Origin of the sequence: Planotetraspora sp. GP83, assembly GCF_041262585.1 — a bacterium.
Lineage (GTDB): Bacteria > Actinomycetota > Actinomycetes > Streptosporangiales > Streptosporangiaceae > JAOEGB01.
On sequence record NZ_JBGCBZ010000006.1, the window covers coordinates 283365 to 308423 of the forward strand.

At 70.5% G+C, this 25059-nt stretch carries 26 protein-coding genes; 12 read left to right on the plus strand and 14 right to left on the minus strand.

Annotation, left to right across the window (positions count from 1 at the left end; all coding sequences use genetic code 11):
* Window positions 1-86: 86 nt before the first annotated feature.
* From ABH927_RS11625 to mshA, 3 genes are read right to left on the minus strand one after another with little or no spacing between them, the layout of a single operon-like run.
* A complete protein-coding gene (locus ABH927_RS11625) occupies window positions 87-827 on the minus strand; it encodes a phosphoglyceromutase (RefSeq protein ID WP_370020684.1) in 741 nt (246 codons plus the stop codon).
* Between the two features lie 51 nt (window positions 828-878).
* Window positions 879-1394 (minus strand): YbjN domain-containing protein, encoded by a 516-nt coding sequence (locus ABH927_RS11630; protein ID WP_370020686.1) that lies wholly within the window; start codon window positions 1392-1394, stop codon window positions 879-881.
* Window positions 1395-1404: 10 nt separating this feature from the next.
* Entirely contained in the window at window positions 1405-2688 is a 1284-nt protein-coding gene (gene mshA, locus ABH927_RS11635) for a D-inositol-3-phosphate glycosyltransferase (protein ID WP_370020687.1), read from the minus strand.
* Window positions 2689-2813: 125 nt separating this feature from the next.
* On the opposite strand from mshA, the gene ABH927_RS11640 reads away from it, so the two are divergent.
* The 3 genes from ABH927_RS11640 (at window position 2814) to ABH927_RS11650 (ending at window position 4978) form a co-directional block, all read left to right on the plus strand.
* Window positions 2814-3563: an SDR family NAD(P)-dependent oxidoreductase gene (locus ABH927_RS11640; RefSeq protein WP_370020689.1), complete on the plus strand. Its 750-nt coding sequence runs from the start codon at window positions 2814-2816 to the stop codon at window positions 3561-3563.
* A complete protein-coding gene (locus ABH927_RS11645; RefSeq protein ID WP_370020691.1) occupies window positions 3560-4369 on the plus strand; it encodes a class I SAM-dependent methyltransferase in 810 nt (269 codons plus the stop codon). Before ABH927_RS11640 ends, ABH927_RS11645 begins: the two co-directional genes overlap by 4 nt.
* Window positions 4370-4474: 105 nt before the next feature.
* Window positions 4475-4978 (plus strand): N-acetyltransferase family protein, encoded by a 504-nt coding sequence (locus tag ABH927_RS11650; RefSeq protein ID WP_370020693.1) that lies wholly within the window; start codon window positions 4475-4477, stop codon window positions 4976-4978.
* A 52-nt stretch (window positions 4979-5030) separates the two neighbouring features.
* On the opposite strand, the gene ABH927_RS11655 is transcribed toward ABH927_RS11650, so the two are convergent.
* A complete protein-coding gene (locus tag ABH927_RS11655; protein WP_370020694.1) occupies window positions 5031-5561 on the minus strand; it encodes an O-acetyl-ADP-ribose deacetylase in 531 nt (176 codons plus the stop codon).
* Window positions 5562-5612: 51 nt separating this feature from the next.
* Between ABH927_RS11655 and ABH927_RS11660 the strand changes: the two genes are divergently transcribed.
* The 5 genes from ABH927_RS11660 (at window position 5613) to ABH927_RS11680 (ending at window position 8400) form a co-directional block, all read left to right on the plus strand.
* Window positions 5613-5969 (plus strand): BlaI/MecI/CopY family transcriptional regulator, encoded by a 357-nt coding sequence (locus tag ABH927_RS11660; protein ID WP_370020695.1) that lies wholly within the window; start codon window positions 5613-5615, stop codon window positions 5967-5969.
* Complete coding sequence (locus ABH927_RS11665) at window positions 5966-6880, plus strand: M56 family metallopeptidase (protein ID WP_370020697.1); 915 nt, start codon at window positions 5966-5968, stop codon at window positions 6878-6880. Before ABH927_RS11660 ends, ABH927_RS11665 begins: the two co-directional genes overlap by 4 nt.
* A 69-nt stretch (window positions 6881-6949) precedes the next feature.
* Window positions 6950-7387 (plus strand): helix-turn-helix domain-containing protein, encoded by a 438-nt coding sequence (locus ABH927_RS11670; RefSeq protein ID WP_370020699.1) that lies wholly within the window; start codon window positions 6950-6952, stop codon window positions 7385-7387.
* A gap of 3 nt (window positions 7388-7390) precedes the next feature.
* Window positions 7391-7834: a hypothetical protein gene (locus tag ABH927_RS11675; protein ID WP_370020701.1), complete on the plus strand. Its 444-nt coding sequence runs from the start codon at window positions 7391-7393 to the stop codon at window positions 7832-7834.
* A gap of 233 nt (window positions 7835-8067) precedes the next feature.
* Window positions 8068-8400, plus strand: coding sequence for a DUF2516 family protein (locus tag ABH927_RS11680; protein ID WP_370020703.1), 333 nt, complete (start codon window positions 8068-8070; stop codon window positions 8398-8400).
* A 22-nt stretch (window positions 8401-8422) separates the two neighbouring features.
* On the opposite strand, the gene lepB is transcribed toward ABH927_RS11680, so the two are convergent.
* Window positions 8423-9124, minus strand: a complete 702-nt coding sequence (gene lepB / locus ABH927_RS11685; protein ID WP_370020705.1) for a signal peptidase I — start codon at window positions 9122-9124, stop codon at window positions 8423-8425.
* A 278-nt stretch (window positions 9125-9402) separates the two neighbouring features.
* Between lepB and ABH927_RS11690 the strand changes: the two genes are divergently transcribed.
* A complete protein-coding gene (locus ABH927_RS11690; RefSeq protein ID WP_370020707.1) occupies window positions 9403-10146 on the plus strand; it encodes a lytic polysaccharide monooxygenase in 744 nt (247 codons plus the stop codon).
* A 42-nt stretch (window positions 10147-10188) separates the two neighbouring features.
* Here ABH927_RS11690 and ABH927_RS11695 read toward each other — a convergent pair whose 3' ends face one another.
* Window positions 10189-11160 (minus strand): magnesium transporter CorA family protein, encoded by a 972-nt coding sequence (locus ABH927_RS11695; RefSeq protein ID WP_370020709.1) that lies wholly within the window; start codon window positions 11158-11160, stop codon window positions 10189-10191.
* Between the two features lie 60 nt (window positions 11161-11220).
* Here ABH927_RS11695 and ABH927_RS11700 point away from each other — a divergent pair, with 60 nt between their 5' ends.
* Window positions 11221-12858 carry a DUF2207 domain-containing protein gene (locus ABH927_RS11700; RefSeq protein WP_370020711.1) on the plus strand — a complete coding sequence of 546 codons (1638 nt, stop codon included), beginning with the start codon at window positions 11221-11223 and terminating at the stop codon, window positions 12856-12858.
* Between the two features lie 9 nt (window positions 12859-12867).
* Here ABH927_RS11700 and ABH927_RS11705 read toward each other — a convergent pair whose 3' ends face one another.
* Entirely contained in the window at window positions 12868-13809 is a 942-nt protein-coding gene (locus ABH927_RS11705) for an asparaginase (RefSeq protein ID WP_370020713.1), read from the minus strand.
* A gap of 45 nt (window positions 13810-13854) precedes the next feature.
* On the opposite strand from ABH927_RS11705, the gene dtd reads away from it, so the two are divergent.
* Window positions 13855-14280 carry a D-aminoacyl-tRNA deacylase gene (dtd, locus tag ABH927_RS11710; RefSeq protein WP_370020715.1) on the plus strand — a complete coding sequence of 142 codons (426 nt, stop codon included), beginning with the start codon at window positions 13855-13857 and terminating at the stop codon, window positions 14278-14280.
* Window positions 14281-14314: 34 nt separating this feature from the next.
* Here dtd and ABH927_RS11715 read toward each other — a convergent pair whose 3' ends face one another.
* The 3 genes from ABH927_RS11715 to ABH927_RS11725 all read right to left on the minus strand — a co-directional run bounded on the left by ABH927_RS11715 (window position 14315) and on the right by ABH927_RS11725 (window position 16846).
* Window positions 14315-15373, minus strand: coding sequence for a folate-binding protein YgfZ (locus tag ABH927_RS11715; RefSeq protein WP_370020717.1), 1059 nt, complete (start codon window positions 15371-15373; stop codon window positions 14315-14317).
* Between the two features lie 201 nt (window positions 15374-15574).
* The gene (locus ABH927_RS11720; RefSeq protein ID WP_370020718.1) at window positions 15575-15985 is read right to left on the minus strand and encodes a Fur family transcriptional regulator; all 411 of its coding nucleotides are present in this window, start codon (window positions 15983-15985) and stop codon (window positions 15575-15577) included.
* Window positions 15986-16348: 363 nt separating this feature from the next.
* Window positions 16349-16846, minus strand: coding sequence for an FABP family protein (locus ABH927_RS11725; RefSeq protein ID WP_370020720.1), 498 nt, complete (start codon window positions 16844-16846; stop codon window positions 16349-16351).
* A 138-nt stretch (window positions 16847-16984) separates the two neighbouring features.
* Here ABH927_RS11725 and ABH927_RS11730 point away from each other — a divergent pair, with 138 nt between their 5' ends.
* Window positions 16985-17347, plus strand: a complete 363-nt coding sequence (locus tag ABH927_RS11730) for a DsrE family protein (RefSeq protein ID WP_261587853.1) — start codon at window positions 16985-16987, stop codon at window positions 17345-17347.
* 41 nt (window positions 17348-17388) lie between these two features.
* Here ABH927_RS11730 and ABH927_RS11735 read toward each other — a convergent pair whose 3' ends face one another.
* The 4 genes from ABH927_RS11735 to ABH927_RS11750 all read right to left on the minus strand — a co-directional run bounded on the left by ABH927_RS11735 (window position 17389) and on the right by ABH927_RS11750 (window position 25005).
* A complete protein-coding gene (locus ABH927_RS11735) occupies window positions 17389-18096 on the minus strand; it encodes a type 1 glutamine amidotransferase (protein WP_370020722.1) in 708 nt (235 codons plus the stop codon).
* Window positions 18086-19357: a MurT ligase domain-containing protein gene (locus ABH927_RS11740; protein WP_370020724.1), complete on the minus strand. Its 1272-nt coding sequence runs from the start codon at window positions 19355-19357 to the stop codon at window positions 18086-18088. Before ABH927_RS11740 ends, ABH927_RS11735 begins: the two co-directional genes overlap by 11 nt.
* Before the next feature lie 176 nt (window positions 19358-19533).
* On the minus strand, window positions 19534-22944 hold the full coding sequence (locus ABH927_RS11745) for an ATP-binding protein (protein ID WP_370020726.1): 3411 nt from the start codon (window positions 22942-22944) through the stop codon (window positions 19534-19536).
* 108 nt (window positions 22945-23052) lie between these two features.
* Window positions 23053-25005, minus strand: coding sequence for a hypothetical protein (locus ABH927_RS11750; protein ID WP_370020728.1), 1953 nt, complete (start codon window positions 25003-25005; stop codon window positions 23053-23055).
* Window positions 25006-25059 lie beyond the last annotated feature (54 nt).

The window sequence follows — 25059 nt, forward strand, 5'->3', positions numbered from 1 at the left end:
CCTCCGGCGCGGCGGGCTCGGGCGCCCTTTTTGGTCTGGAGCCCAACCCAGGTGACATGGGTGGGCTCCAGGGTGGAAGGGTGGAGTTACTTCTTGCCCTGGTTGGCCACGGCTTCGATGGCGGCTCGGGCGGCTTCGGGGTCGAGGTACCGGCCCTCGCCGATGGGCCGGAAGTCGTCGTCCAGCTCGTAGCGCAGCGGGATGCCTGTCGGGATGTTGAGAGCGGCGATGTCCTCGTCGCTGATCCCCTCAAGGTGCTTGACCAGGGCGCGCAGGGAGTTGCCGTGCGCCACCACCAGCACGGTGTTGCCGGCCGCCAGGTCCGGAACGATCTCGTCGTACCAGTACGGCAGCATGCGGCCGACGACGTCCTTCAGGCACTCGGTCCGGGGGATCAGCTCGGACGGCAGGGCGTACCGGGGGTCGCCGAACTGGGAGAACTCGTCGTCGTCCGCGATCGGCGGCGGCGGGACGTCGTAGGACCGGCGCCACAGCATGAACTGCTCGTCGCCGAACTCCGCCCGCGTCTGGGCCTTGTCCTTGCCCTGCAGGGCGCCGTAGTGGCGCTCGTTCAACCGCCAGGAGCGGCGCACCGGCAGCCACAGCAGGTCGGCCGCCTCCAGCGCGAGGTTGGCCGTCTTGATCGCCCGGGTGAGCACGGAGGTGTGCACCACATCGGGGCGGATGCCCGCGTCAAGGAGCAGTTGCCCGCCCCGGCGCGCCTCCTCCTCGCCGGTGGGCGAGAGTGTGACGTCCACCCAGCCGGTGAACAGGCCCTTGACATTCCATTCGCTCTCGCCGTGCCTCAGCAGCACCAAAGTCGCCATGCCGCCAATCCTAACGGCGTACGGCTTTCGCCCCGCTTTACCGAGAGCGTGTCACGAGTCGACCACGCGGGCGAACGCCTGCAGGTTGGCCAGGGACTCCCCTCGCTTCACCCGCCACTCCCACTCCCGCCGGATCGAGGACGCGAAGCCCAGCTCCAGGGCCCGGTCGAACGACTCGTCGGAGTAGGTCAGCACGCAGCCGAGAACACGGTCGATCTCCTCTTCCGTCACCGCGTCGAGCGGAACGCGGCCGACGAGGTGAACGTCGCCGATCGGATCGACGGCGAAGTGCACGCCGTACATCGAACCGTTCTTGAGCAGCAGCCAGCGGTAGAACTCGGCGTGGTTCTCGTCGGGCTGGCGGCAGAAGAACGCCTCGACGTTGAGCGCCTGGTCGCCGATGACGAGCCACGTGAGCGTAACCAGCTTGTGCTGGCCGGGAAGCTTGACGAGGAACGCCCCCGGTTTGGGCCGCTCGTAGGACAGCTCAGCGGACTTCAGCGCGGACTCCACCACGCCTTCCAAATCGCGGCCTTCCAAATCACGGCCTGCGGGATCGGATCTCATGGTCTCCAGCCTACGAGTTGACCGCGAGGGGCATCCGATGCTGCTGGGCCATGGCCTCCGCGTACACGTCGAGCAGACGGCCGGCCGTCGCGGACCAGCCGAAGCCGGTGGCGTGCCGTACGGCGTTGCCGGACAGGAAGTCGAGCCAGGCCGGGCGGTCGACGAGCCGGCCCAGTGCCTCGGCCCAGTCGTCCGGGTCGTGGCCTTCGACGAGGACCCCGGAGATCCCGTCCTTGACGGCCGTGCGCAGCCCCCCGACGGCCGCGGCGACCACGGGGGTGCCGCACGCCTGTGACTCCAGCGCGACGAGGCCGAACGACTCGTTGTGGGACGGGACCACGGTGACATCGGCGGCGCGGTACCAGTCGGCCAGCTCGTACTGCGGGGCCGGGGGCGCGAGCCGTACGACGTCGGAGATCCCGAGCTCGGCGGCGAGGTCGGTGAGCAGCGACGGCCGGGCCAGGCCGTTGCCGCTGGGGCCGCCGACGCAGGCCACGACGAGCCGCGACCTCAGGGCGGGGTTGTGCTCAAGCATCCGCGCGGCCGCCTTGAGGAGCACGTCGGGAGCCTTGAGCGGCTGGATGCGGCCGACGAACAGCAACACGTGGGCGTCCTGCGGCAGGCCGAGCCGGTGCCGGGCGGCGCCCTTGGACGCGGGCTGGAAGACGGTCAGGTTCACACCGGGGTTCACGACGGCCACGCGCTCGGCCGGCGCGTTGTAGAGCTCGATCAGCTCCTCGGCCTCGGCCGTGGTGTTGGCCACGACGCGGTCGGCGATCTCCACGACCTGCTCCTCGCCGAGCACCCGCATGGGCGGCTCGGGCTTGTCGCCGTCCGCCAGCAGGAGGTTCTTGACCTTGGCCATGGTGTGCATCGTGTGCACGAGCGGCACGCCCCAGCGCTCCTTGGCGAGCCAGCCGACCTGGCCGGACAGCCAGTAGTGGGAGTGGATCAGGTCGTAGCGGCCCGGGTCGTACATCGCCTCGGCCCGCAGCACGCCGGAGAGGAACCCGCACAGCTCGCCGGGGAGGTCGGCCCGGTCGAGCTCCTCGTACGGCCCGGCGGTCACGTGGCGGACCAGGACGCCGGGGGCGATCTCCGCCACGGGAGGGAGGTCGCGGGCCGTCTGCCGGGTGAAGATCTCCACTTCCGTGCCGAGCGCCGCGAGCCGCTTGGCCACCTCGACGATGTAGACGTTCATGCCTCCCGCGTCGCCGGTGCCCGGCTGGTCCAGCGGGGATGTGTGCACGCTGATCGTCGCGACCCGGTTGACCCGACGCCGTCTGAGCGTCACCCGAACCACCTCCGAGAGTGCTCTAACAAGAAAGATCTCCACAAGATTCCCGAGATCCCTCCGGTCGGCCTCGCGGGGGGACTCCTGCGAGGATGTTGGCCCGTCCAAGCGTTTGGAGGCGAACCATGACCAAGACCGCAGTGGTGACCGGCGCGAGCAGCGGCATCGGTGAGGCGACGGCCCGCCGGCTCGCGGCCGAGGGGTTCGACGTCGTGGCGGCGGCCCGGCGGCGTGACCGGCTGGACAAGCTGGCCGCCGAGGTCCCGGCGATCCGCCCGGCCACGCTGGACGTGACCTCGCAGGAGTCCGTGGACGCCTTCGCCGCCTCGCTGGAGCGCTGCGACGTCCTGATCAACAACGCCGGTGGGGCGTTCGGCCTGGAGCCGGTCGCGCAGGGACTGCTGGACGACTGGCAGCGGATGTACGACGTGAACGTGCTGGGCTCGCTGCGGATGACCAAGGCCCTGCTCCCCAAGCTGATCGAGTCGGGCGACGGCGTCCTGCTGATGCTCACGTCGGTCGCCGGGCTGGTCTCCTACGAGGGCGGCGGCGGTTACTGCGCGGCCAAGCACGCTCAGACCTCGATGACCGAGACGCTGCGGCTGGAGCTCGTGGGCGAGCCCCTGCGGATCATCGAGATCGCGCCCGGCATGGTCCAGACCGACGAGTTCTCGCTGACCCGCTTCCGTGGCGACGCCGAGAAGGCCGCCAAGGTCTACGAGGGCGTCCCCGGCCCGCTGACCGCCGACGACGTCGCCGACGTGATCGCCTTCGCCGTCACCCGGCCGTCTCACGTGAACATCGACCGGCTGGTCGTACGGCCCCGCGCGCAGGCGGCCCAGCACAAGGTGTACCGCGTGCCGGAACGGGCGTGAGGCCGCGCCCGGGGACGCGGCCCATCGGGACGATCACTCGCGGGACCACGGGGCACAACCGGCTGCGGCGGTCCGACCGCTGGATCGCCGCGGTCCACGGTCCGTTGCTCAGGTCGTGGGCGGACGAGAAGCCGCTGGTGGTGGACCTCGGCTACGGAGCCTCCCACATCACGACATATGAGCTTTTCACCAGGTTGCGCTGGGTGTGCCCATCGGTGGAGGTCGTGGGCGTGGAGATCGACCCCGAGCGCGTGGCGGCGGCCAGGCCGTACGAGCGGGAAGGGCTCTCCTTCGCGAGGGGCGGGTTCGAGTTGCCGGTCGCCAGGCCGCCGATGGTCGTGCGCGCCTTCAACGTGCTCAGGCAGTACGGCGAGGCGGCGGCCTGGGAATACTGGGGCCTGCTGCGCGACCGGATCCACCCGGCCGGCGTGATCGTCGAGGGGACGTGCTCGGAGATCGGCCATCGGGCCGTGTGGGCCACGCTCGGGCACGACGGCCCCCGGACGCTCACCTTCGCGGCCCGTTTCACCGGCTTCGAACGGCCCTCCGACCTGGCCGAGCGGCTGCCCAAGACGCTCATCCACCGCAACGTTTCCGGAGAGCCGATTCATGCGTTCCTCGCGGACTGGGACCGGGCCTGGGCGACCTGCGCGCCCTTCGGCTCGTATGGCCACCGCCAGCGCTGGATCAGGGCGGCCGAACTGCTGGCGCGCGACTGGCCGGTCGCCACGGCGCCGCCCGCCGGCGGCCCGTCGCGGTGGCGCCTCGGCGAGCTGACGCTCCCCTGGTCCGCCGTGGGTCCATAGCCGCCGAGGGTCTCGAACCCCGGTCCGCCGTGTGTCCATGGCACCGAAGATCCGCAAGGGACTCCCCCGAGTCTTCCGTTCACCATGGATTGGTAACGTCGGGCCATGCGCTTCGTCCTGGCACCGGAGATGACGCCCGAGCTGTTCGAGGACCTCCTGCACTGCTGGACCGAGGTGACCAACGCGGGCGGAGCCGTGGGGTTCGTGCCGCCCGTGACGCCGGACGACATCAGGCCCACAGCCGAAAGGTCGTTCTCCGGGACCGGCAACGACCCCCTCGTCGGCTTCGACGACGACGGCCGGGTCGCGTCGTGGCTGATCCTCGCGGACAGCCAGTCGGGGCTGCGGGCGCACTGGCGGTGGGTCCTGCGCGTCATGGTCCACCCGAAGCACCAGGGCAAGGGCTACGGGCGGGAGCTCATGCTGGCCGCCGACGACGCCGCGAGAGGGCTCGGGCTGGAGATGCTCCAGCTCACGTGCCGCGGCGGCACCGGAGTGGACGGTTTCTACGCGAGCCTCGGCTACCGCGAGGTCGGCAGAGTCCCCCGCTCGATCCGCCTGTCTCCCGGCGACGACCGCGACGAGATCTACATGATGAAGTGGCTGTGATCGCGGCCCAGCGCAGCCCCCAAAGCGGCGGGCAAGAGACTTAACCGAACACTTACCCCATCTGCTCCAAGGCCCGCTCGAAGACCGCATAGGCTCCGGGGTTGAACAGCACGAAGCGCACCTCACGCACGGCGGACTGGGCGACACCCGACCCGGCCTGCCGTACCGCCGACAGGGCGATGCGGGCGGCGTCCTCCATCGGCCACCGGTAGATCCCGGTGGACACGGCGGGGAACGCCACAGTCGCGGCTCCCAGCGAGTCGGCGACGTGCAGCGACTCCCGATAGCAGGAGGCCAGCAGATGGGACCTGTCCTCGCTCCGCGAGTACACGGGACCGACGGTGTGGATCACCCATCGGGCCGGGAGCCGGCCGGCCGTGGTCGCGACCGCCTGGCCGGTGGGCAGGCCCTTCCCGTAACGCGAGGCGCGCAGAGCCCGGCACTCCTCGAGGATCTCCGGACCGCCACGCCGGTGGATCGCCCCGTCGACCCCGCCGCCGCCCATCAGCGACGAGTTGGCGGCGTTGACGATCGCGTCCACGCTCTGCTCGGTGATGTCGCCCTCAGCCAAAATGATCTTCACGGTGTTCACCTCTCTACAGGACGTAGTACTACCCCGGGTAGGCTGAATGACGTGAAGGGTCTCGGCGAGCTTGAACGCACCATTATGGACATTCTCTGGGCGGAGAACGCCCCCCTGACGGCCCGCGAGGTCGGCCGCCTGATCGAGGACCGCGACCTCGCGCCCACCACGGTGATGACCGTGCTCGACCGACTTTCCCGCAAGGGGTTCCTCAGCCGCACCCGGGATGGGCGCGCCTGGCGCTACCAGCCCGCCGCGAGCCGCGACGCCTACGTCGCCGAGCTCATGCTCGAAGCCCTGGACATGACCGGTGACCGGGACGCGGCGCTGACGCGCTTCGCCCAGGCTGTATCCGGGTCCGAGGCCGAAATCCTGCGAAAAGCCCTCACGGAGCTGGAGGAGCAGTGATCGCGGCGGCTGTCTTAGCGGCCCTCGCCACGGTTTGCGCCGTCGCCGCCTGGCGGCTGACCTCGGCGCGCTGGACGTGGCGTGCCCCTCGCACGGCCATACTGCTCTGGCAGTCCCTCGGCGTGACCTGGGGGCTCGCCTCCACGGGCGCCCTGCTCGCGTACGCGCTGGAGCCGTACAGACAGGGCGTGGTCCACGGGCTCGCCGCCTTCCTGACGACCTTGGAGTACGGCGTGCGCGAGCCGCACGACCTGGTCGGGATGGGTGCGCTGGTCACCGGGCTGACCATGCTCGCCGTACTCGTCGTGGTGCTGCTGGCCGCCGGCGCGCAGACGTTCCGCGCCCGGCACCGGCACCGCGTGCTGCTGTCGCTCATCGCCCGCGACGAGCCGGCCGTACCGGGGGTCAGGGTGGTGGACCACCCGGGCGCCGCGGCCTACTGCCTGCCGGGGCTGAGGTCGCAGGTGGTGATCAGCGACGGCACGCTGAGCCTCCTCTCGCCCGGCGAGCTGGAGGCCGTGCTCGCACACGAGACCGCGCACGTGCGGGAGCGGCACGACCTCGTGCTCCTGCCGTTCGCGGCGCTGCGCCGGGCGCTGCCGTGGTCGAAGGTCGTGCGGGACGCGCACGCCTCCGTGGGGCTGCTCGTCGAGATGGCGGCCGACGACCGGGCCCGCCGGCACTGCTGCCCCAAGCGGCTGGCCACCGCCCTGCTCCGCTTCGGGACCGCCGCCGCCATTCCCACCCCGCAGGGAGCGCTGGGCGCCTCCGCCGGGGCGAACGTGATGGCGCGGGTCAACCGGCTGGTCCAGCCGGGCATCGGCCTCCCGGCGTACCACCGGTTCCTGATCCTGGCCGGATCGGTCGTGCTGGCCGCCTCCGCGCCTCTGCTTTGGCTGATTCCTGGCTGAGCCTTGGGTGCTAGCTGGTGTTTACCGCCGAGTTTGCAATTGCAAGCACCAGCATGCAGACTATGGGACATGGAACTGCCCAAGGTCGGCTCGCTTGGCGAATACATCCGCCAGCAGCGGCAGCAGGCGAAGATCTCTCTGCGCCAGCTCGCCGCCCAGGCGGGGGTGTCCAACCCCTACCTGAGCCAGGTGGAGCGGGGCCTGCGCAAGCCGAGCGCCGAGATCCTGAACCAGATCGCGAAGGGTCTGCACATCTCGGCTCAGGCGCTGTACGTGCAGGCGGGCCTCATCGAGGACCGCGAGCCCGACAGCGACGTGCTGGCCGCGGTCCGGGCCGACGTCACACTCACCGGGCGGCAACGCCAGGTGCTCATCGATATCTACGAGTCGTTCCGCAAGGAGAACCGGGCCGACGACTCCGCCCGGCCGCCGCAATCGGCCGAGACTTTCGGGGACGACCCGGTTCCCTCGCGTAACGGCGTCACACCGGAAACGAAGGAAGGATAGCCCATGACTCTCGCCACCGAGGTCAGGAAGATCACCGAGTCCAAGCCGTTCTACGCGCTCACCGGCGCGGGTGACCTCGCCGTCGAGAAGCTGCGCGAGCTGCCCGAGCAGCTGCAGAGGCTCCAGTCCCGCCGGGAGGAGCTGCGCGAGACGGCCAAGGACCTTCCCATCAGGGCTCGGGCGTACGCCGTCACCGTCCAGGACAAGGCCGAGGCCGTCGCCAAGGACCTCCCGGAGAAGGCCAAGGAGTACGCCGACACCGCCGCCGCGAAGTTCACCGAGGTCTACGAGGACCTCGCGCTGCGCGGCCGCAAGATCGTGAGCAAGGTCAGCGGCGAGGCCGCGCTGGAGCTCGAGGAGGTCTCCGAGAGCGCCGAGCCCGCGATCGCCGCCGAAGCGACCACGAAGAAGCCCACCCCGCGCACCAAGCCGGTCAGCCGCGCCTGACGGCGGGGACGACCGGTTCCCGGCGAGGATCAGGTCTCATCCGGCCACCGGGCCCAACGGCGCGACCGTGCCCCGAGTTCGGCCCAGGCCGGGCAGAGGGATCGGCCGCGAGACCGGCCGAGATCCTGCGCAAGGACCGCCCGGCCCGCTCCCGCACCCGCGGGGGCGGGCCGTTTCGCGTTCTGTACGACTAGGCTGGGGCCGCGACTGACCATGGACTAGCGGGAGTGCCGATGTTTTACAGCCTGCTGGACTACATCTTCTGGGGCCTCGCCATCGCGGCGTTCGTCCTGGCGGTGTGGGCCCTCGTGCACGCGCTCAGGACTCCGGCGCGCGCGTTCCAGGCGGCGGGCAAGCTGACCAAGCCCCTCTGGCTGGTCTTCCTCGGCCTCGCGACGTTCTTCACGCTCGTGGCCGCGAGCGGCTACATCGGCGTCGGTTTCGGCCAGCTCAACATCTTCACGATCGTGTCGGTCATCGCCTCGGGCATCTACATGGCCGATGTGAAGCCCGCGGTGAACGAGTACCGCGGCGGCGGCAACCAGGGCCCCTACGGCCCCTGGTGACCACTCCCCGGCTCGCGGCCACTTACGGTGCCAGCCGGGCGAACGTTTCGGGAATCGGCAGGACCTTGGCCCGGTCGAACGGCCAGACGAGGACGAAGGCCCGTCCTATCACCTTGTCCATGGGGATCGTGCCGCCGCCGGGATCGCCCGTGTGACGCCGCGAGTCAAATGAGAGGGATCGGTGGTCGCCCATCACCCACAGCCGGTCCTTCGGCACGGTGACGTCGAAGGACGTATCTGACGGAACATCACCCGGATACAGGTAGGACTCATTGAGCGGGGTGCCGTTGACGGTGATCCGCCCCTTGGAATCGCAGCACTTGACGTTGTCACCCGGCACGCCGATGACCCGCTTGATGTAGTCCTTCTCGCCCGGGACGACGCCGAACGCGGTGCCCACCCAGTGGAAGAACCCGGCGATCGGGTTACCGGGCTCCTCGTACGGGACCTCGGGATCCCAGGAGTCGACGCCCGAGAAGACGACGATGTCGCCGCGCTCGATGTCACGGACGTGATAGACGAGCTTGTTCACCAGCACCCGGTCGTTGACGAGGAGGGTGTTCTGCATCGACTCCGACGGGATGTAGAACGCCTGCACCACGAACGACTTGATCAGCAACGCCAGACCCAGGGCCACGACGATGAGGACCGGATACTCACGTAACCAGGAGCCCTTCCTGCCCTTGCCGTCCGCGCTGGTCCGCTGGGTGTCTGCCGCGACCACGTTCACCTCGTCCGCAGTAAGACGGTGCGTCGAGGCACCGTGATCCAGCCCTGCCGGGTGCTGACGACACTAGTAGACCCGCCGCGAAAACAACGCCGTCTGGAGCTTGATCCATTCGGCGTTGACCCGTCCGCGGCGGCTCGCCTGCTCGCGTAGGGGCCCTGGAAACGCGATCTCGCATTCCTGACAGCATCGGGAAATGAGCGGTCACCGAGGCATTTACCGTTAAGAAACTTTCTTTTATATTCCTCCAAACCCCCTTCGTGAAGGAGCACTACATGCGAAGATCAATCACCTTCGTCACGGTGAGCCTGGTCGCCGTCGCGGCGACACTGTTCGTCGCCTCACCCGCGATGGCTCACGGGTACATCTCGTCGCCGCCGAGCCGGCAGGCCAATTGCGCCCAAGGGCGCGTCCCCAACTGCGGCGACATCATCTACGAGCCGCAGAGCGTGGAAGGGCCGAAGGGGCAGCGCAACTGCCATGGCGGCGTCGCCCGGTTCGCCCAGCTCAGTGACGAGAGCAAGCCCTGGCCGGCCACGTCCGTCGGCAGCAGTGTCACCTTCAACTGGACGCTGACGGCCAGGCACTCCACGAGCACGTGGGAGTACTACATCGGCAACACCCGGATCGCGGTGTTCAACGACGGAGGCAGGCAGCCCGGCGCGACGGTCTCGCACAACGTGAGCCTGGCGGGCTACAGCGGCAGGCAGAAGGTCCTGGCCATCTGGAACATCGCCGACACGGTCAATGCCTTCTACTCGTGCGTCGATCTCCAGATCGGCGGCGGTGGCGGCAACCCGACCCCCACGCCTACTCCGACTCCGACCCCGACCAAGACCCCGACTCCGACCCCCACCCCCACGGCGCCGAATCCAGGAGGGACCTGGGCCGCGGGCACCACGTACACAGTGGGCGCCACGGTGACCTACGGCGGCGCGACTTACCGGTGCGTCCAGACCCACACCGCCCAAGTCGGCTGGGAGCCACCGAACGTACCGGCTCTGTGGCAGAGAGTCTGATCCACTGACGGGCACCGCGGGCCCGGACGCGGCGCCCCCCGGTCAGAGCCAGTCGCGCTTGCGGAACGACCGGTAGAGAACGGCCGAGACGACCACGATGGCGGCCATGGACATCCAGAAGCCCCAGGGATGGCCGAAGCCAGGAAAAGGGATGTTCTGCCCGTAGAAGCCGGTGATCATCGTGGGTACGGCGATGATCGCCGCCCAGCTCGTCACCCTCTTCATGATCAGGTTCATCCGGTTGCTCTGCATCGTGAGATGCGCCTCGCGGATGTTGCCCACCATGTCACGGAGCGACTCCGTCCACTCGGTGGCGCGTAGCACCTGGTCGTACACGTCCTGGAAGTAAGGGGCCATCACCCCGTCGCCCATCTCGGTGTTGCGGCGGATCAGCGTGTTGACAACCTCCCGCATCGGCATCACGACCCGGCGCAGGGTCACCAGGCTCTTGCGCACCTCGAAGGTGCGCCGCTGGTCGGCGGGGCCGACCGGCCGCTCGTCGAAAACCGTCTCCTCCAGCGCCTCGATCTGCTCGTCGATCGCCTCCACCGCGACGAAGTGGCTGTCCACCACGTAGTCGAGCAGCCCGTGGACGAGGAAGGCGACGCCGTGCTCGGCGAGGCTCGGCGACTCGTCCCAGCGCCTGGTCACCTCGTCGATCGAGAACCGCTCGGAGTTCCGCACGGTGACCAGGGCGTGTGTCGTGATGAAGGCCGACGCCTCGGTGATGTCCAGCCGTCCTGTCCGGGGGTCGAACTCGGCGACGTAGATGTTGAGGAACTTGTGGCTCTCGTAGACGTCCAGCTTGGGCCGCTGCTTGTGCTGAAGCGCGTCCTCGACGGCGAGCTCGTGCAGGCCCAGTTCCTCGCTGATCTCCTGGAGTTCCTCCCTCGTGGGCTCGCACATGTCGAACCACACGACGGCGGAGGGGTCCTTGAGATGCTCCGAGACGTCGGCGACCGGAAACCCCTCGGCCTCCAGGGTTCCATTGCGGTACAGACGGGTCCGGCCCATGACGAGTAAGCCTATCGAGCGCGTCAGCCGTACAAGAAGGGACCGATAGGGTGCTGGCTCATGGTCGACCGTGCCCGCAGGATCGGGCTCGCCGTGTTGCTCGCCGTCCTCGTGGCCGCCCCCGCCCATGCCGAGGCGCTGACCTCGGGGACCGTCACCGAGGATGACGTGACCATGGAGCTTCGCGGGGACGGCGTGCTCCACGTCGAGGAGACCGTCACACTGTCCGGCGGGCCGGTCGAGCGGACCCCGCTCACCCGGACCCGCTATGACGACGGCCATGACCGCCTCTACCGGATCTCGAACGTCAAGGGCGCCTCCTTCGACGGCGAGACGCTGACGATCACGGGCAGCGGCACGGTGGAGTATGACGTGGCCGGCGCGATCACCCCCCTCGCGACCGGCGAGGAGCTGCGCTGGTTCGCCGTGGCCGGGCCGGTACGGCACGCGACGGCGCGGGTCAGCGGTCCAGGGAAGATTCAGAACCTTTCGTGCTTCGCCGGGGAGCTCACCTCGGCGATCCCCTGCACCGCGGCCTCGATCGAGGAGACCGGCGGAGCGGCCACGTTCGAGCAGCAGGGCCTCGGGCCGGGGCAGACCCTCACCGTGATCGTCGGCTACCAGAAGGGCGCCACGGGAGCCGGGCCGATCCTGGAGCGCCGCTTCGAGCTGGCGAACGCGTTCACCCTGAACGCGGTAACCGGCGGGGCGCTCGCGCTGCTGCTGCTCCTGCTCCTCGGAGGCGTCGGCCTGCTGTACTGGACGCGCGGACGGGACGCCCGGGTGGTCGGCAGCGAGTCCGGCACGGTCAGCGGCCTCCACAACGGCCAGTTCTCACCGCCGGACGGCGTGCGGCCCGGACAGATCGGCACCCTCTTCGACGAGCAGGCCGACGTGGTCGACGTGACGGCGACCATCGTGGACCTCGCCGTCCGTGGCTACCTGAGGATCGACGAGCAGCCGCGGCAGGCCTACGACGCCCCGGACTGGCGGCTCGTCAAGCCGGCCCAGGCTCCCGCGAGCAGCCTGCTGCCACAGGCCGCGCTGAGCGGCCTGCTGCCGTACGAGCGCGCGCTCTACGACGCGATCTTCGACGGGCGGGACGCCGTGCTCCTGTCGCAGCTCCACGGGTCCTTCACGGCCGGGCTCGGCAGGGTCCGCGACGCGCTCTACCGCGACGTGGTCACGCAGGGATGGTTCGCCAGGCGGCCCGACTCGGTGAGGTCCCGATGGACCAACGTCGGCGTGGCCGTCATCGGGCTCGGCGTCGTGGCCACGGCGCTGCTCGCCTGGCTCACCATGTACGGCCTGCTCGGGCCGGCCGTGATCATGGCGGGGGCGGCGCTGGCCGTCGGCGGCCAGTACATGCCCGCCAAGACCGCCAAGGGCGCCGCCGCCCTCGCCCACACGATCGGATTCCGGGACTACCTGTACTCGGCGGAGATCGGCGACGTGCCGCCGGCTCAGCGGATCGAGCTGTTCTCCCGCTATCTGCCGTACGCGGTGATCTTCGACTGCGTGGACCGGTGGGCCCGCGTGGTGACCTCGATCAACGGCAACGGCCACCCGGCCGACAACCTGTACTGGTACCACGGGCCGGCGGAGTGGGACCTGTCCAAGTTCGCCGGCTCGATGCGGACCTTCACCATGACGACCTCGGGCGCGATCTCCACCTCACGCCAGCTCCGCTCTCTCTGAGCCGGTGACTCAAGCCGGGCGGACGCGGACCTCGCCGACCGGGCGGCCTCCGCCGAACAGCGGCGTGGTCGCGAGCCCGGCAAGCTCCGGAGCGTCGAGGCCGAGGGCCCGGAGGGCGGCCACGGTGACCGGCACGCGGGCCCGGTAGCCGCCGTCCTCCACCTTCACGGCACCGGCGCGGCCGTCCGCGAAGGCGAAGGCGTCGAACGCCTCGGCGCCTGCCTTGACCATGAGGCCCGGGATCGCCCGCATGAGCTCCGCCTCGGGCCGTGCCGTACCACTCGTCCATTGCGGATAGGCGCGCATCGCGTCGGCGATGCGCCGTTCCGGGCTGCCGGGAGCCGCGAGCGTGAACCGGCGGAAGGCCCGGACGACGCCGGCCATCGAGACGAAGAACAGCGGGGCGCCGCAGCCGTCCACCCCGGTCGCCGCGACGCGCTCGCCGGTCAGCTCCTCGACCGTGGCCCGGATCGCCCTCTGCAGGGGGTGGCCCGGGTCCAGGTATCCCTCGATCGGCCAGTCGTTCGCCACGCAGGTGGCGAGCATCGCGGAGTGCTTGCCCGAGCAGTTCATGTAGATCCTGCTGGGCGCGCCGTTCTCGCGGATGACCTGGTGCATGGCGGCCGTGTCGAGCGGGAGGTCCTCCGGGCAGCGCAGGGCGGTCTCGTCGAGCCCCGCCCCGGCGAGGATCTTCCGCGCCCCGTCGATGTGGTACGGCTCGCCACTGTGGCTGGCGCAGGCCAGCGCGAGCAGCTCGTTCTCCAGCGCCAGGCCGGCCCGGACCATGGCGAGAGCCTGCAGCGGCTTCATCGACGAGCGGGGAGACGCCAGGCTCGACGTGTCACCGTGGACCATGACTGGGGAGCCCCCGGCGTCCACGGCGTGGACCCGTGCCCTGTGGACGGACTCGACGAACCCGGAGCGGACCACTTCGACGACCAGTTCGGACATGACGGGCAGTCTACGAAGAGGTCATACGTGGCAGAATGCGGGGCCATGCGTGCGGTCGTTCAGCGGGTCAGCTCCGCGTCGGTGGTGGTCGAGGGCAAGGTCGTGGGCGCGATCGACGAGCCCGGCCTGCTCGTGCTCGTCGGCGTCACCCACACCGACGGGCCGGCCGAGGCCGCCCGGCTCGCCGGCAAGCTCTGGGGGCTGCGCATCCTGCACGGCGAGAAGTCGTGCTCCGACATCGGCGCGCCGCTGCTCGTGATCAGCCAGTTCACCCTGTACGGCGACGCCCGGAAGGGCCGCCGCCCGACCTGGCAGGCGGCGGCTCCCGGGCCGGTGGCGGAGCCGCTGGTGGAGGCCGTCGTCGCCGAGCTGTGCTCATTGGGCGCACGGGTGGAGACGGGCGTCTTCGGCGCCGACATGAAGGTGTCCCTGACCAACGACGGCCCGATCACCCTCGTCCTGGATGTCTGAAACGTCCCCTGGGTCGCCCGCGCGGGGCCGGGCGTCAGCGGATCCGGCGCCTGAGGGCGGGGTCGATCGCCACGTTGCGACCCGCGTCCGGCGGCACGATGACCTCCTGGGTCGCGGCCACGCCGCCGGCCAGCAGGTCGATCTCCACGGGGACGGTCCGCTTCACCACCGCGAGGGCGATCGGCCCCAGCTCGTAGTGCCGCGCGGACGAGCCGACGAACCCGATCTGGCCCGGCTCGGCTGCGCCCTCGACGGCCGCCTCCGGATCGGCCTCGGCCGGAGTGCTCACGCCGAGAGTCACCGGAGCGCCATGCGGCGGCAGCACGTCCACGCTGCCGTCGAGGTGCAGGAACACGAGCCGGCGCGGCGGGTGGCCGAGGTTGTGGACGCGCGCGACGGTCTCCTGCCCCCGGTAGCAGCCCTTCTGGAGATGCACGGCCGTCCCGATCCAGCCCAGCTCGTGGGGAATGGTCTTGTGGTCGGTCTCGAACCCGAGCCGGGGCATGTGCGCCTCGATACGCAGCGCCTCGTAGGCCCAGATCCCCGCCAGGCGCAGCCCGAGGTCCGACGCCACGCCGGCCAGCCGCTCACGCGGGACGAGCAGGTCGCCGCCGATGGCGACGGTCCCGTCCGGCGGGGCGGCGGCGCCTGACGTCTCACCGGGGGCGGCGACGGTCACCACGGCGTAGTCGGGGGTCACGTCGGCCACCTCGACCCGCAGCATGAACCGCATCTTCTCCAGGAACGCGATCAGCTCGGCCGACGTGCCGGGCTCCACGTGCCCCCACACCGCCTCGCCGTCGTCCACGAGCGTGAGATGGTGCTCGACCCGGCCCTGCGCGTCCAGGAACAGGGTCTGCGCCGGGGCGCCCGGTGCGAGGGTGTCGAGCTTCTGCGAGCTCAGGTCGTTGAGCCAGCGCAGCCGGTCCGCGCCGGAGATCCGCACGACCTCACGGTTGCTCCGGTCGACCAGCGCCTGTCCGCTCGCGAGCGCACGCTGCTCGGCGTAGGGATCGCCGTAGTGGCCCGCAATGGTCTCGTCCGGCGCCTCGGCGGCGACGGCTCCCGGCGTGTCAAGCAAAGGGCTCCGCATGCCTCAAGGTTATTAGGTCCCTCGCGCCCCCATCCCGCGTGATCATGCGGAGATTCCCGGAGTGGCCGCCCGACCAGCCCACCCACCGCGCGTGATCATGCGCAGGTTCCCATAACATCCATCTAAGCAGGCCGTTCGTTCTTCGTGATCATGCCGTGCGAGCCGTACGCACTGGACCGCGCGAGCCGGGCGGCGGCGGGGTCAGTGGCACTTGCGGCAGCGGCCGAAGACGGTGAGATGGCGGACGTCGGTCGCGAAGCCGAGCTCGCTGTCCAGAGTCTCGACGAGGCCGTGGACGAGCTTCGGAGCCACCTCGGTCACCTCGCCACACCCCCGGCAGACGAGATGGACGTGGTCGGCCTCCGAGGCGAGGTGGTAGGTGGGCGCGCCGTGGCCGAGATGGGTGTGCGTGACCAGGCCGAGCTCCTCCAGCAGCTCGAGGGTGCGATAGACCGTGGAGATGTTCACCCCTCGGGCGGTCTCCTGGACCCGGCCGCAGATGTCCTCCGGCGTGGCGTGCCCCAGCGCGGTGACCGCCTCCAGCACGAGTTGCCTCTGCGGGGTGATCCGGTAGCCGCGCGACCGCAGCTCCTCGTGCCAAGTCTCGGCCATGGCCAGAGTTTATGCGGCCTGACCGGCCCCGGTCGCGGGGTGATCGCCAACCTCGGCGATTAATCGCTTGCCGCTCTTGATTCGCTCACATAACCTGCAAGCACGCAGAAGGGAGGTGGTCCGAATAATGGTTAGTCATTGTTGGACTAGCGAGGTGGCTGTCCGCTAGGACGTCGTCCATCTGGACCTTCCGTCTGGATGTCGTACGACGTCCCGGCGAATCCTCGACAGACACCGGAACCCCGGGCAGCCGGCGGTCGGAGAGCTCTCTCCGTCCATGGTCCAGCCGGCCCGCCTCATCAGGAGGCGGAGCACGCCCGGGGTTCTTTTATGCCTTCGGGATCCGCGGGTGTGACGGGTGATTCAGTCTTCGGGCGTGAAGTCCGCCACCTTCTTCAGCTCGGCGGAGGCGTGGGACTGCAGCGGGTGCCCCATGGCCGCCATGTCGTATGCGTACATGAGACTGCCGTTGACCAGGCCATACAGCCGGTGACCGGCGGTGTACTCCTTGGCGGTGGCCGTACGGGCGACGATGTCGGTCCGCAGTTCGATCTTGTGGAAGACGACCTCCCCCACGTAGATCTCCACGATGCCGGTGGGGTGGGCCAGGCAGACCTCGATCTGACGTTCCGGCTGGATCCGCCAGAAGCCCGTCTCGGTGGACAGCGGGCGGACCTTGTTGCCTTCGGCGTCCAGCAGCCAGGTCCGGCTGCGGTAGGTCAGGAACGGCTTTCCGTTGTGCCCGAACACCACCTCCTGGCCGAAGTTCGCGCTTTCGATGGTGGGATAGCCGATCACACCGGCTCCCTCCCAGCGGCCCAGGAGGAAGGCGATCGGCTCGAGGTCGGGATGTACGTCCATGGGACACGAGCTTAGAGGCCCCGGCGAGCCGATCATCGTGCGCGCTCGCGACCTGGCCACATGGCGGCTTATCGATTTATACCGACTTGTACGGCATGCGCTGACGCGGGCATACCAACCGCCGACTAGGCTGCCACCATGGCACGATCACTGGTGATCAAAGTGACGGCCGGCGCGGACGCCCCGGAGCGCTGCAACCAGGCGTTCACCGTAGCGGCGGCCGCCCTGGCGAGCGGCGTCCCCGTGTCACTCTGGCTGACGGGCGAGTCGGCGTGGTTCTCGCTGCCCGGCCGCGCCAAGGAGTTCACCCTCGCGGAGGCCGCGCCGCTGGCGGACCTGCTCGACGCGGTGCTCGTCGGTGGCCGGGTCACCCTCTGCACCCAGTGCGCCGCGCGCCGGGACATCACCGTCGACGACGTGATCGACGGCGTCCGCATCGCCGGCGCGTCGACGTTCGTGGAGGAAGTCCTCGCGCCCGACGTCCAGGCCCTCGTGTATTAGCCCCCCTTCGCCGTGATCATGCACACCTTGGCGACCGTGATTCATCGCGGGATGACGGTGCGAAGGCGCTCGTCTCTGAGCCGCTGATACCAGGTGTCGTCCATGGGCGCGAGCGGCCCGGCGGCCCACGTGAGCAGCAGGTCGGCGAGAGCGGGATTACGGGCCAGCGCCGGACCGTGCAGGTAGGTGCCGATGACCTTGCCCGCGTAGCACCCCTCCGTGCCGTCGCCGTTGCCCGTGCCGACGATCGTCCGGGACAGCGGCCGCACGCCGGGGCCGAGCCTCGTCACACCCATGTGGTTCTCGAAGCCCGTCAGCGTCGGCAGGCCCAGCGCGGGGTCGACGTCCGCGGCCAGCTCGCCGACCGACCGCCGCTCGCCGCGGCCCGAGCTGATGTCGAGCAACTCGATGCCGGGCACCGGCTGGCCCTCCTCGCCGCCGAAGACCGAACCCATGATCTGGTAGCCCGCGCAGACCGCCAGCAGCGCGGCTCCCCGGTTGATGGCGGCGTGCAGCCCGCCGTCCTTGCGCAGCCGCTCGGCGCCGAGAATCTGCGGCCGGTCCTCGCCGCCGCCGATCAGGTAGATGTCGCCCTGCTGGGGCACCGGGTCGGACGAGCGGACGTAGACCGTCCGCGTGGGGATGTTGCGCGCGCGGGCTCGCTGCTCCAGGACCAGGACGTTGCCCTGGTCGCCATAGGTGCTCAGCAGGTCCGGGTAGATCCAGACGATAGACAACTCAGACTGCACGGCCGAACTCCGCTCGGATCTGCTGGAACGCGGTGTAGTTGGCGATCACGTCGATCCGGCCCGGCGCCAGCACGGACACCGCCTGGTCGAACGAGTCGCAGAGCTGGAACGGGACCCCGGCGACGTCGAGCCGCAGGGCCAGGTCGAGACGGCGCTCCCCGGCCACGTACACGGGACGGCCCCCGAGGATGCGGTAGTCCACGTCCCACAGCCACGACGTGTCGCGGCCGTCGGGCCCCTGCGCGTTGACCGACAGGATGATGGGCAGGGCGGGGTCGGCGACGTCGAACGCCTCCAGCCAGCCCGCCGGGTTCTTGGCCAGCAGCAGCCGCAGAGAGCGCCCGTCGCGCTCGACCGTCGTGTAGCGCCCGGCCACCGACGTCACCGTGCGCAGCCTCGGCAGGGCCCTGGCGGGGTCCAGGCCGAGCGCCTCCGCGGTGGCCAGCGCGATCGCCGCGTTGGACCGGTTGGCCTGGCCGGGAAGCTGCAGGTCGAGCGGCCAGCGGTGGCCGCGCGGGTCGATGACCTCGTTGCCGTCGAGCACCCAGTTGGGCTCGGGGCGGTGGAAGGTGCACTCCCGGCAGGCCCAGGAGGAGTCCGTGCCCTGAGTGGCGGCGCCCTGGCCGGCGGCCATGGATCCGCCCCGGTCGAGCGGGCCTCCGCACTCGGGGCAGCACCAGGAGTCCTCGCGCCAGCGCTGCCCCGCCGCGACCCACGTCACCCGGGCCGCCGTCGAGGCCCCCCAGGTCACCAGCGGGTCGTCGCAGTTGGCGATCACGTGGGCGGGCTTGCCGTCGAGCGCCCGGCGCCACTTCTGCGCGAGCAGCCAGATCTCGGCCGCGCGGTCCATCTGGTCGCGGCTCAGGTTCATGAGGCAGACGATCCCGGCGTTGGTCGTGTCGAGGACCTCGGGAAGGTACTTCTCGTCGACCTCCAGCACGGCGTACGGCGCGGCCTTCGCGGACGACAGCGCCGACACGTGCCCGGCGGGCATGTTCGCGCCGAACGCGTTGGTGGCGACGTCCCCCAACTCCTGGAGCGCCGAGGTGATCAGACGCGTGGTCGTCGTCTTGCCGTTCGTGGCGCTGACCAGGGCGAGCTTGCGGTCCGCCGCGAGCTTGCGCAGCAGGTCGGGCTCCAGCATCAGCCCAAGCCTGCCGCCGATCACCGAACCGTCGCCACGTCCGGTGGCCCTGGACAGCGTCGCGGCCGTGCGGCCCAGAGCACTGGCGAGCTGCGCCCGCAACGGAAGCTGACTCATGTCCGCGATCCTAGCCTCGCTCGCCACCGCTGACCGACTCGCGACGCGGGAGCCGTACGGCACTGCATGGTCGCGGACGGGATCGTCGCAGGTGAGCGGCCATGTGCGGGAATCCGCGCATGATCACGACATAGGGGCGGGCAGGTGAGCGGCCATGTGCGGGAACCTGTGCGTGATCACCCTCCGAGGGTGGGAAAGGACAGCTCGGCGGGGGTTTCGCCGTCGAAGGGGAGGACGAACCGGCGTGGCCAGGACAGCACGGTCTCCAGCCAGCCCGCCCCCATCGTCTGGGCGACGTGCTTGACCCGGTCTCGCGGCTCGACGCCGATGGCGACGGTCGCGACGTCCCTCTGGATGCCCTCGTGCTCGTCGTCGCCGAGGATCGCCCGCCAGGCCAGGGCCCGGTTACGGTCGAACTCCATCGACAGCGGGTGATGGCGCAGCGCCTTGGCCCGGTGGCCGAGCAGCTCCGTGCGGACGCCGACCGCCACCGCCGTGTCCCCTCCTCCCGACCCATTGACGGCCGCGGTGGCGCCGCCGTCGGCGCTCGCCTGGACATCGCCGCTTTCCCGAACAACGGCATCGGCGCTCCCGTTCACGCCGCCGTTGAGTCCCTGGTGCGCGTACGGCCGGCCGGTGGGGTCGGTGCCGAACAGCGCGTACTCCATCGCCGGGGCGGGGCTGCGCAGGTTGGGCGCGGGATGGCCGAAGGGGAACAGCCGATCGACCTCGTGCAACCAGCGGACCTGCGGGATGACCCACGCCGCGCCGGGACGGTCGCCGGCCCGCATGGGCCGCGCGGCGTCAACCGATCCGATCGAGTCCTCCTGCCCCGGGCTCCCCACCATGTCCCCCACCATGTCCCCCACCATGTCCCCCGGCATGTTCCCCGGCATCAGGTCCTCCGGCCTCAGGTCCCTCGCCCGGAGGCTTCCCGGCCCGAGCAGCCCGGCCGCGACCTCGGCGGCCTTCTCCGTGAGGAGCGTGGGGTCGAACCAGGTGCGCAGCGACCAGGACCGGCCGGCGACGGCACGCTCGATCAGCGTCGCCAGCAGGCACTCCCGGCGCTTGACCGGCAGCTCCGCCCAGATGTCCGCGAGAACGCGCGGGACGCCGGGCAGCGACCGGTTCGTCACGAAGGCCAGAATGACCGTGTCCGTCCAGATCCGCAGCCACGCCCACTCGGGCGCGACCGCGAGCAGGTCGGCCTCGCGGAGCTCGACCAGCGTGCAGGCCTTCCCCGTGCGGCATTCTCGCCCGCACGCGGCCGACCGGCGGCCGCAGATGGGCGGCACGGGGCTCAGCATGGGGTGCTCGCGGTCCTCCCCGAGCGGCACCTGGATCCGCAGCGGCCGGTCCATCCCGTCCGCGAACACCGCGGCGTATCCCGGCTGGAGGGAGACGACCTGTCGCGACTGGTCCTCGCTGAGGTTCATCGCGGCGCCCACGAGCTGGCGGTCGTCCTCGGCGGGCAGGCGGTGGACCACCTTCAGGGCCGTGTTCTTCACCACGTCCGAGACGAGCTTCGTGGGGATCTGCTCGGCCACGATGATGCCCTCGCCGTACGCCCTGATCTCGGCGAGCATCCCCGCCAGCAGCTCAACGGCGTGGGTGGAGGCACGCTGGGCGCCGCGATCCCTGAGCAGCCGGTGGGCCTCCTCGATCACGATCACGTGCCGGAGACCGGCGCCCCCCTCCTCGTGGCGGGGCTCCTGCCTCGCGCGCATCCGGAGGTGCTCGACGATGCGGATGATCAGCGTGCCCATGAGGAACGCCTTGTCCTCGTCGTTGGCCACGTCCTCGATGGCGAGCACGACGTTGCGTTGCAGCAGGCCGCCGATGTCCGCCGGATGGCCTCCCTCGAAGAACCTGCCGGCACTGCCCACCCGCAGGCTGCGCAGCCGGAGGCTGATGAAACCCTCGACGTCGGCCTGGACCTCGTTGCCGTAGCCGATCTCCTGGATCACCTCGAGGGCGTGCTGCTGGAGCTGTTCGAGGGTCGGGACGGCCGGCTGCACCGCCGCGCCGGGAATGCCGCCGCCGGTGACCACATCCCAGCCGTTGGCCTCGTAGACCCGCTGGAGCGCCAGCGACATGATCTGCGGGAACGGCTCCTCGGCGTCGAAGGCGGCCATGAACAGCGCCCGGACCATGTCGATGTGCGCCTGCACGGGATAGCCCGGCTCCGGCGCGAGCGGGTTGACGCTGAACGGCACGTTGTCCGGCGCCGACGGGTTGATGACGGTGAGCGGGGCGAGGTGCTCGACCCGTCCGGCCATCGCGGCGTATTCCGACTTGGCCGGCTCGATCGCCAGCCAGGGGATGCCCGCCTTGGTCAGCTCCTCCAGCAGGTGCCTGACCGTCTGGGACTTCCCCGATCCGGTGGCTCCGGTGACGAACGCGTGGCGGTTGAGGGTGGCCAGCGGCACGCGGAACGTTCCGACCGCCCGGTCCTGCCCGTCGACGATCGCGCCGAGGTCGACCAACTCGGTGCAGCCCTCGACCTCGGCCTCGCTCGTCACGTCGAAGAAGCCCGCGTCGAGGACCCGCACCCCCGGCACCTCGCGGCGCGGCAGGCCCGCCAGAGCGGCCAGCGCGCCCGCCGTGGCCGCGAACGGCGCCGCCGCCCCGTCGGCCGGGTCTTCCAGGTTGACGGCCAGCGCCTCGGCGAAGCCGTACACGGACTCGCCGGCCGTGACGCCACGCTCGGGCCCCGCAACGCCGGGAGCCGGCACGGCCGGTACGGAGAGAACGGGTCCCGAGAGGGCGGGATGAGCGGGGCCGGAAAGGCCGGTCTCGGATGCCCTGGGACCGGAGAGTCTGGGCAGGGACATGGCGCTGCGCAGCCGGTAGGGGTGGTGGCTCATCTCGACGGAGCCGACCAGGACGGGGGCGATCTGCCGCAGCTCGTCCGGCCCGGCCGCGCCCGCCAGCACTCGCACGTTCCACAGGCCGGCCTCGCGGAAGGCGTCGAGCTCCTGCATCCGTCGCTCGGCCCGCTCGGCGTCGAACCGCGACCTCTCGGAGGCATCGCCGTACTGCCGGAGCACGTTGAGCTGGGTGCGCAGGTGGGTGACCTCGTCGTCGAGCAGGTCGGTCGGCTCGGCCACGACCACCCAGCCGAACGGCCGGGACATCAGCGTGACAAGGGTCGACTCGAAGAGCGTGGGCCGCTTGGTCTCGTCGTGCTCGGGCTCGCGCCTGCCGTACAGCGGGGGCGCCTGGCGGCCGGGACAGGGTGTCCAGACGAGGTCGGCCAGGTCGGCCAGCCACTCCTCGCCGATCTCGACCCCGCGGGCGCCGCCCGGGAAGAGCAGCGGCTGCGGTCCGGTGACCGGCGCGTCGACGGACGCGACCGCGCGCTTGGGCGGCCGCGGCGGCGTGAGCGGCCCGGCGTTGGTGATCAGCTCGAGCGGCGCGCCGGAGCCGCGTGACAGCCAGCCGATGACGAACGGGCGGTTGCGCTGGGCCGCGGACAGAACGGCGGGCAGGACCGTGACGAAGTCCCACTCCGCCGACGAGCTCCGCGACGGGGCGGTGATGGCCTGAATCCGGTACCACGGCCCGCTCAGGGGGAACGGATGCATGAGACCCCTCACTCGACGATGAACAGGGGAAAGACTCTTGGAACGATCAACGGCGCACATCCCGGTTGACCATGCCCTTACCGGATGCGAACGGTGTCGTGACCACCGTCATGGCCGCTTGCGCCAGTCGAGCCGGGGCGGCGGCGGGCCCAGGTTGGGCGGCGGGGCGTCCTCGTCGAGCTGCTCGAGCTCGGGCTCGGGCTCCTTGGGGGCCAGGGCCGCCCGCCGCACCTCCTCGAACTCCCCAAGCGTCGTCTTCGGGAAGGTCAGGATCGCCGGGTTGGCGTCGGCGAGCCGCACCTGCCGCCCCTCCGCCGTCGCGTGAGTGACGATCACGGAGGTCGTCGGGAGCTGCTGGAGCTGGTGGGGCTCGACCAGGAACTCGCGGGACCGCTGCAACACCCCTTCCGCGACCTGCGTGGCGTTGCGTCCCCACTCTGTCGACTCGGTGATGTCCTCCTTGAGGTCCCCCTCGCCCTTCTCCTCCGTTCCCGTACGGCCGGCGCTCACGGTCGAGGTGTAGAAGCCGCTGGGGCCGTGGACGGCCGAGCTGAACGTCTCGGTGAGCTGGGCGAGCTCCAGGCGGTGCTCGGTGCCGACGTGCTCGCTGGCGACCCGGGCGTCCTCCGCGTTGCCGAGGCGCATGAACGCGACGGCGGCGTGGCCCCGGCCGAGACGCTCGCGCACGGTCGGAGTGAGGCTCCGGTAGGTCAGGACCAGCCCGGTCCGGGAGGTCTCGCAGGCGTCCATCAGCCGGTCGAGCACGTCGCCGCGGAGCTTGTCCGCGCCCGCCACGATGATCGTGTGATACCAGGGCCGCTCGCTCGCCGGCGACTGGCGCAGGATGTGGGTGAGCGCCGTGGCCACGTAGGTCCCGAGGACCCGGTTGCCGAAGACGCCGGCCTGCCGGTCCATGCTGACCACCCGCAGCCGCGCCGGCGGGAGCCGTACGGCCTCGGAGCCGAGCGTCTCCAGCTTGCGTAGCTGCGACTCCAGTGCCCAGGCCCGCTCGATCACCACGCGGTCGGCCACGCCGCGGCCGAAGAGCGTGCCGATGCGTTCGAGCTGGGTCGCGGTCAGCAGGCCGTACTTCATGTCGTCGCGCGGGTCGCCCACCTGCGCGAGCGCCCTGAGCGCGGCGGTGACCTGGCTGATCGTGGCATTCTCGCCGAGGACCTCCAGGACCCGCTCCAGGATCGCGTTGTCGAAGCCGATGTCCCTGCTCGTCTCCTCGCTGACGCTCACGACGTGGGCCAGCACGTCGGCGAACGCCTCAGGCTTGAGCGTCGCGCCCAGGTCGAGCTTCGGCAGGTCCACCGGTAACACCCAGACGAGCGGGTCGTCGCCGCCTCGCTTGGCCAGTTCGATGAGGTCCTTGGCGATCGCGCCCTCGGACAGGTCGAGCACGGTCAGGTGGCCGCCGCTGTAGAGGCGGGTCGCGCCGATCAGCGTGATCAGGGCGGACCAGCCGGGCAGCGTCCCGCCGGCCACGTCCACGCGGTCGATCTCGTCGGGTACGGCCACCGCATACCAGGTGAGCTGCCTGTCGAAGATGCTCTTCTTCTCGGCCCAGTCGCGGTATTTCGCGGCGTGCTCCTCCTGGGCCGTCACCATCTCGCGCTCGCGGCGCTCCCGCTCACGCTCGGCTCTCGCGCGGCGCTCGCTCACCCGGGCGTTGACGGCCCGGTGGCCCTGATGGATGGCGTAGCTGCAGATCGCGGCGACACCGCCCGACGCCACCAGGCCGAGTAACACGAACGACCACGTGAGCAGCCCCGTCACGCCCAAGATGAGGATGCCCGCCGCCACGACCGCCATGAACGTACGGAAGAACCGGACCGGACGGTTGAGCAGATCCTCCTGGAGCCGCTCCCGCCGGACCCATTCCGCGTCGGCGGGGGGCTCGGTCGGGGACGTCGGGGACGTGGGGGATTCAGCCACATCCTCCCGGGCCGGGCGCTTTGGCGGCGGTCCCGGATCCGGGTACAGCAGAGCGTACTGCCAGCCCAGGTAGATGCGGTCTGCCTGAAGCTGGGCATGCTCGGGGTGCGGGTCGCCCACGGGCCCTCCATGTCCGCCTCGGTCACAGCGTAGGAGCTGAAAGCCCTGTCAGTA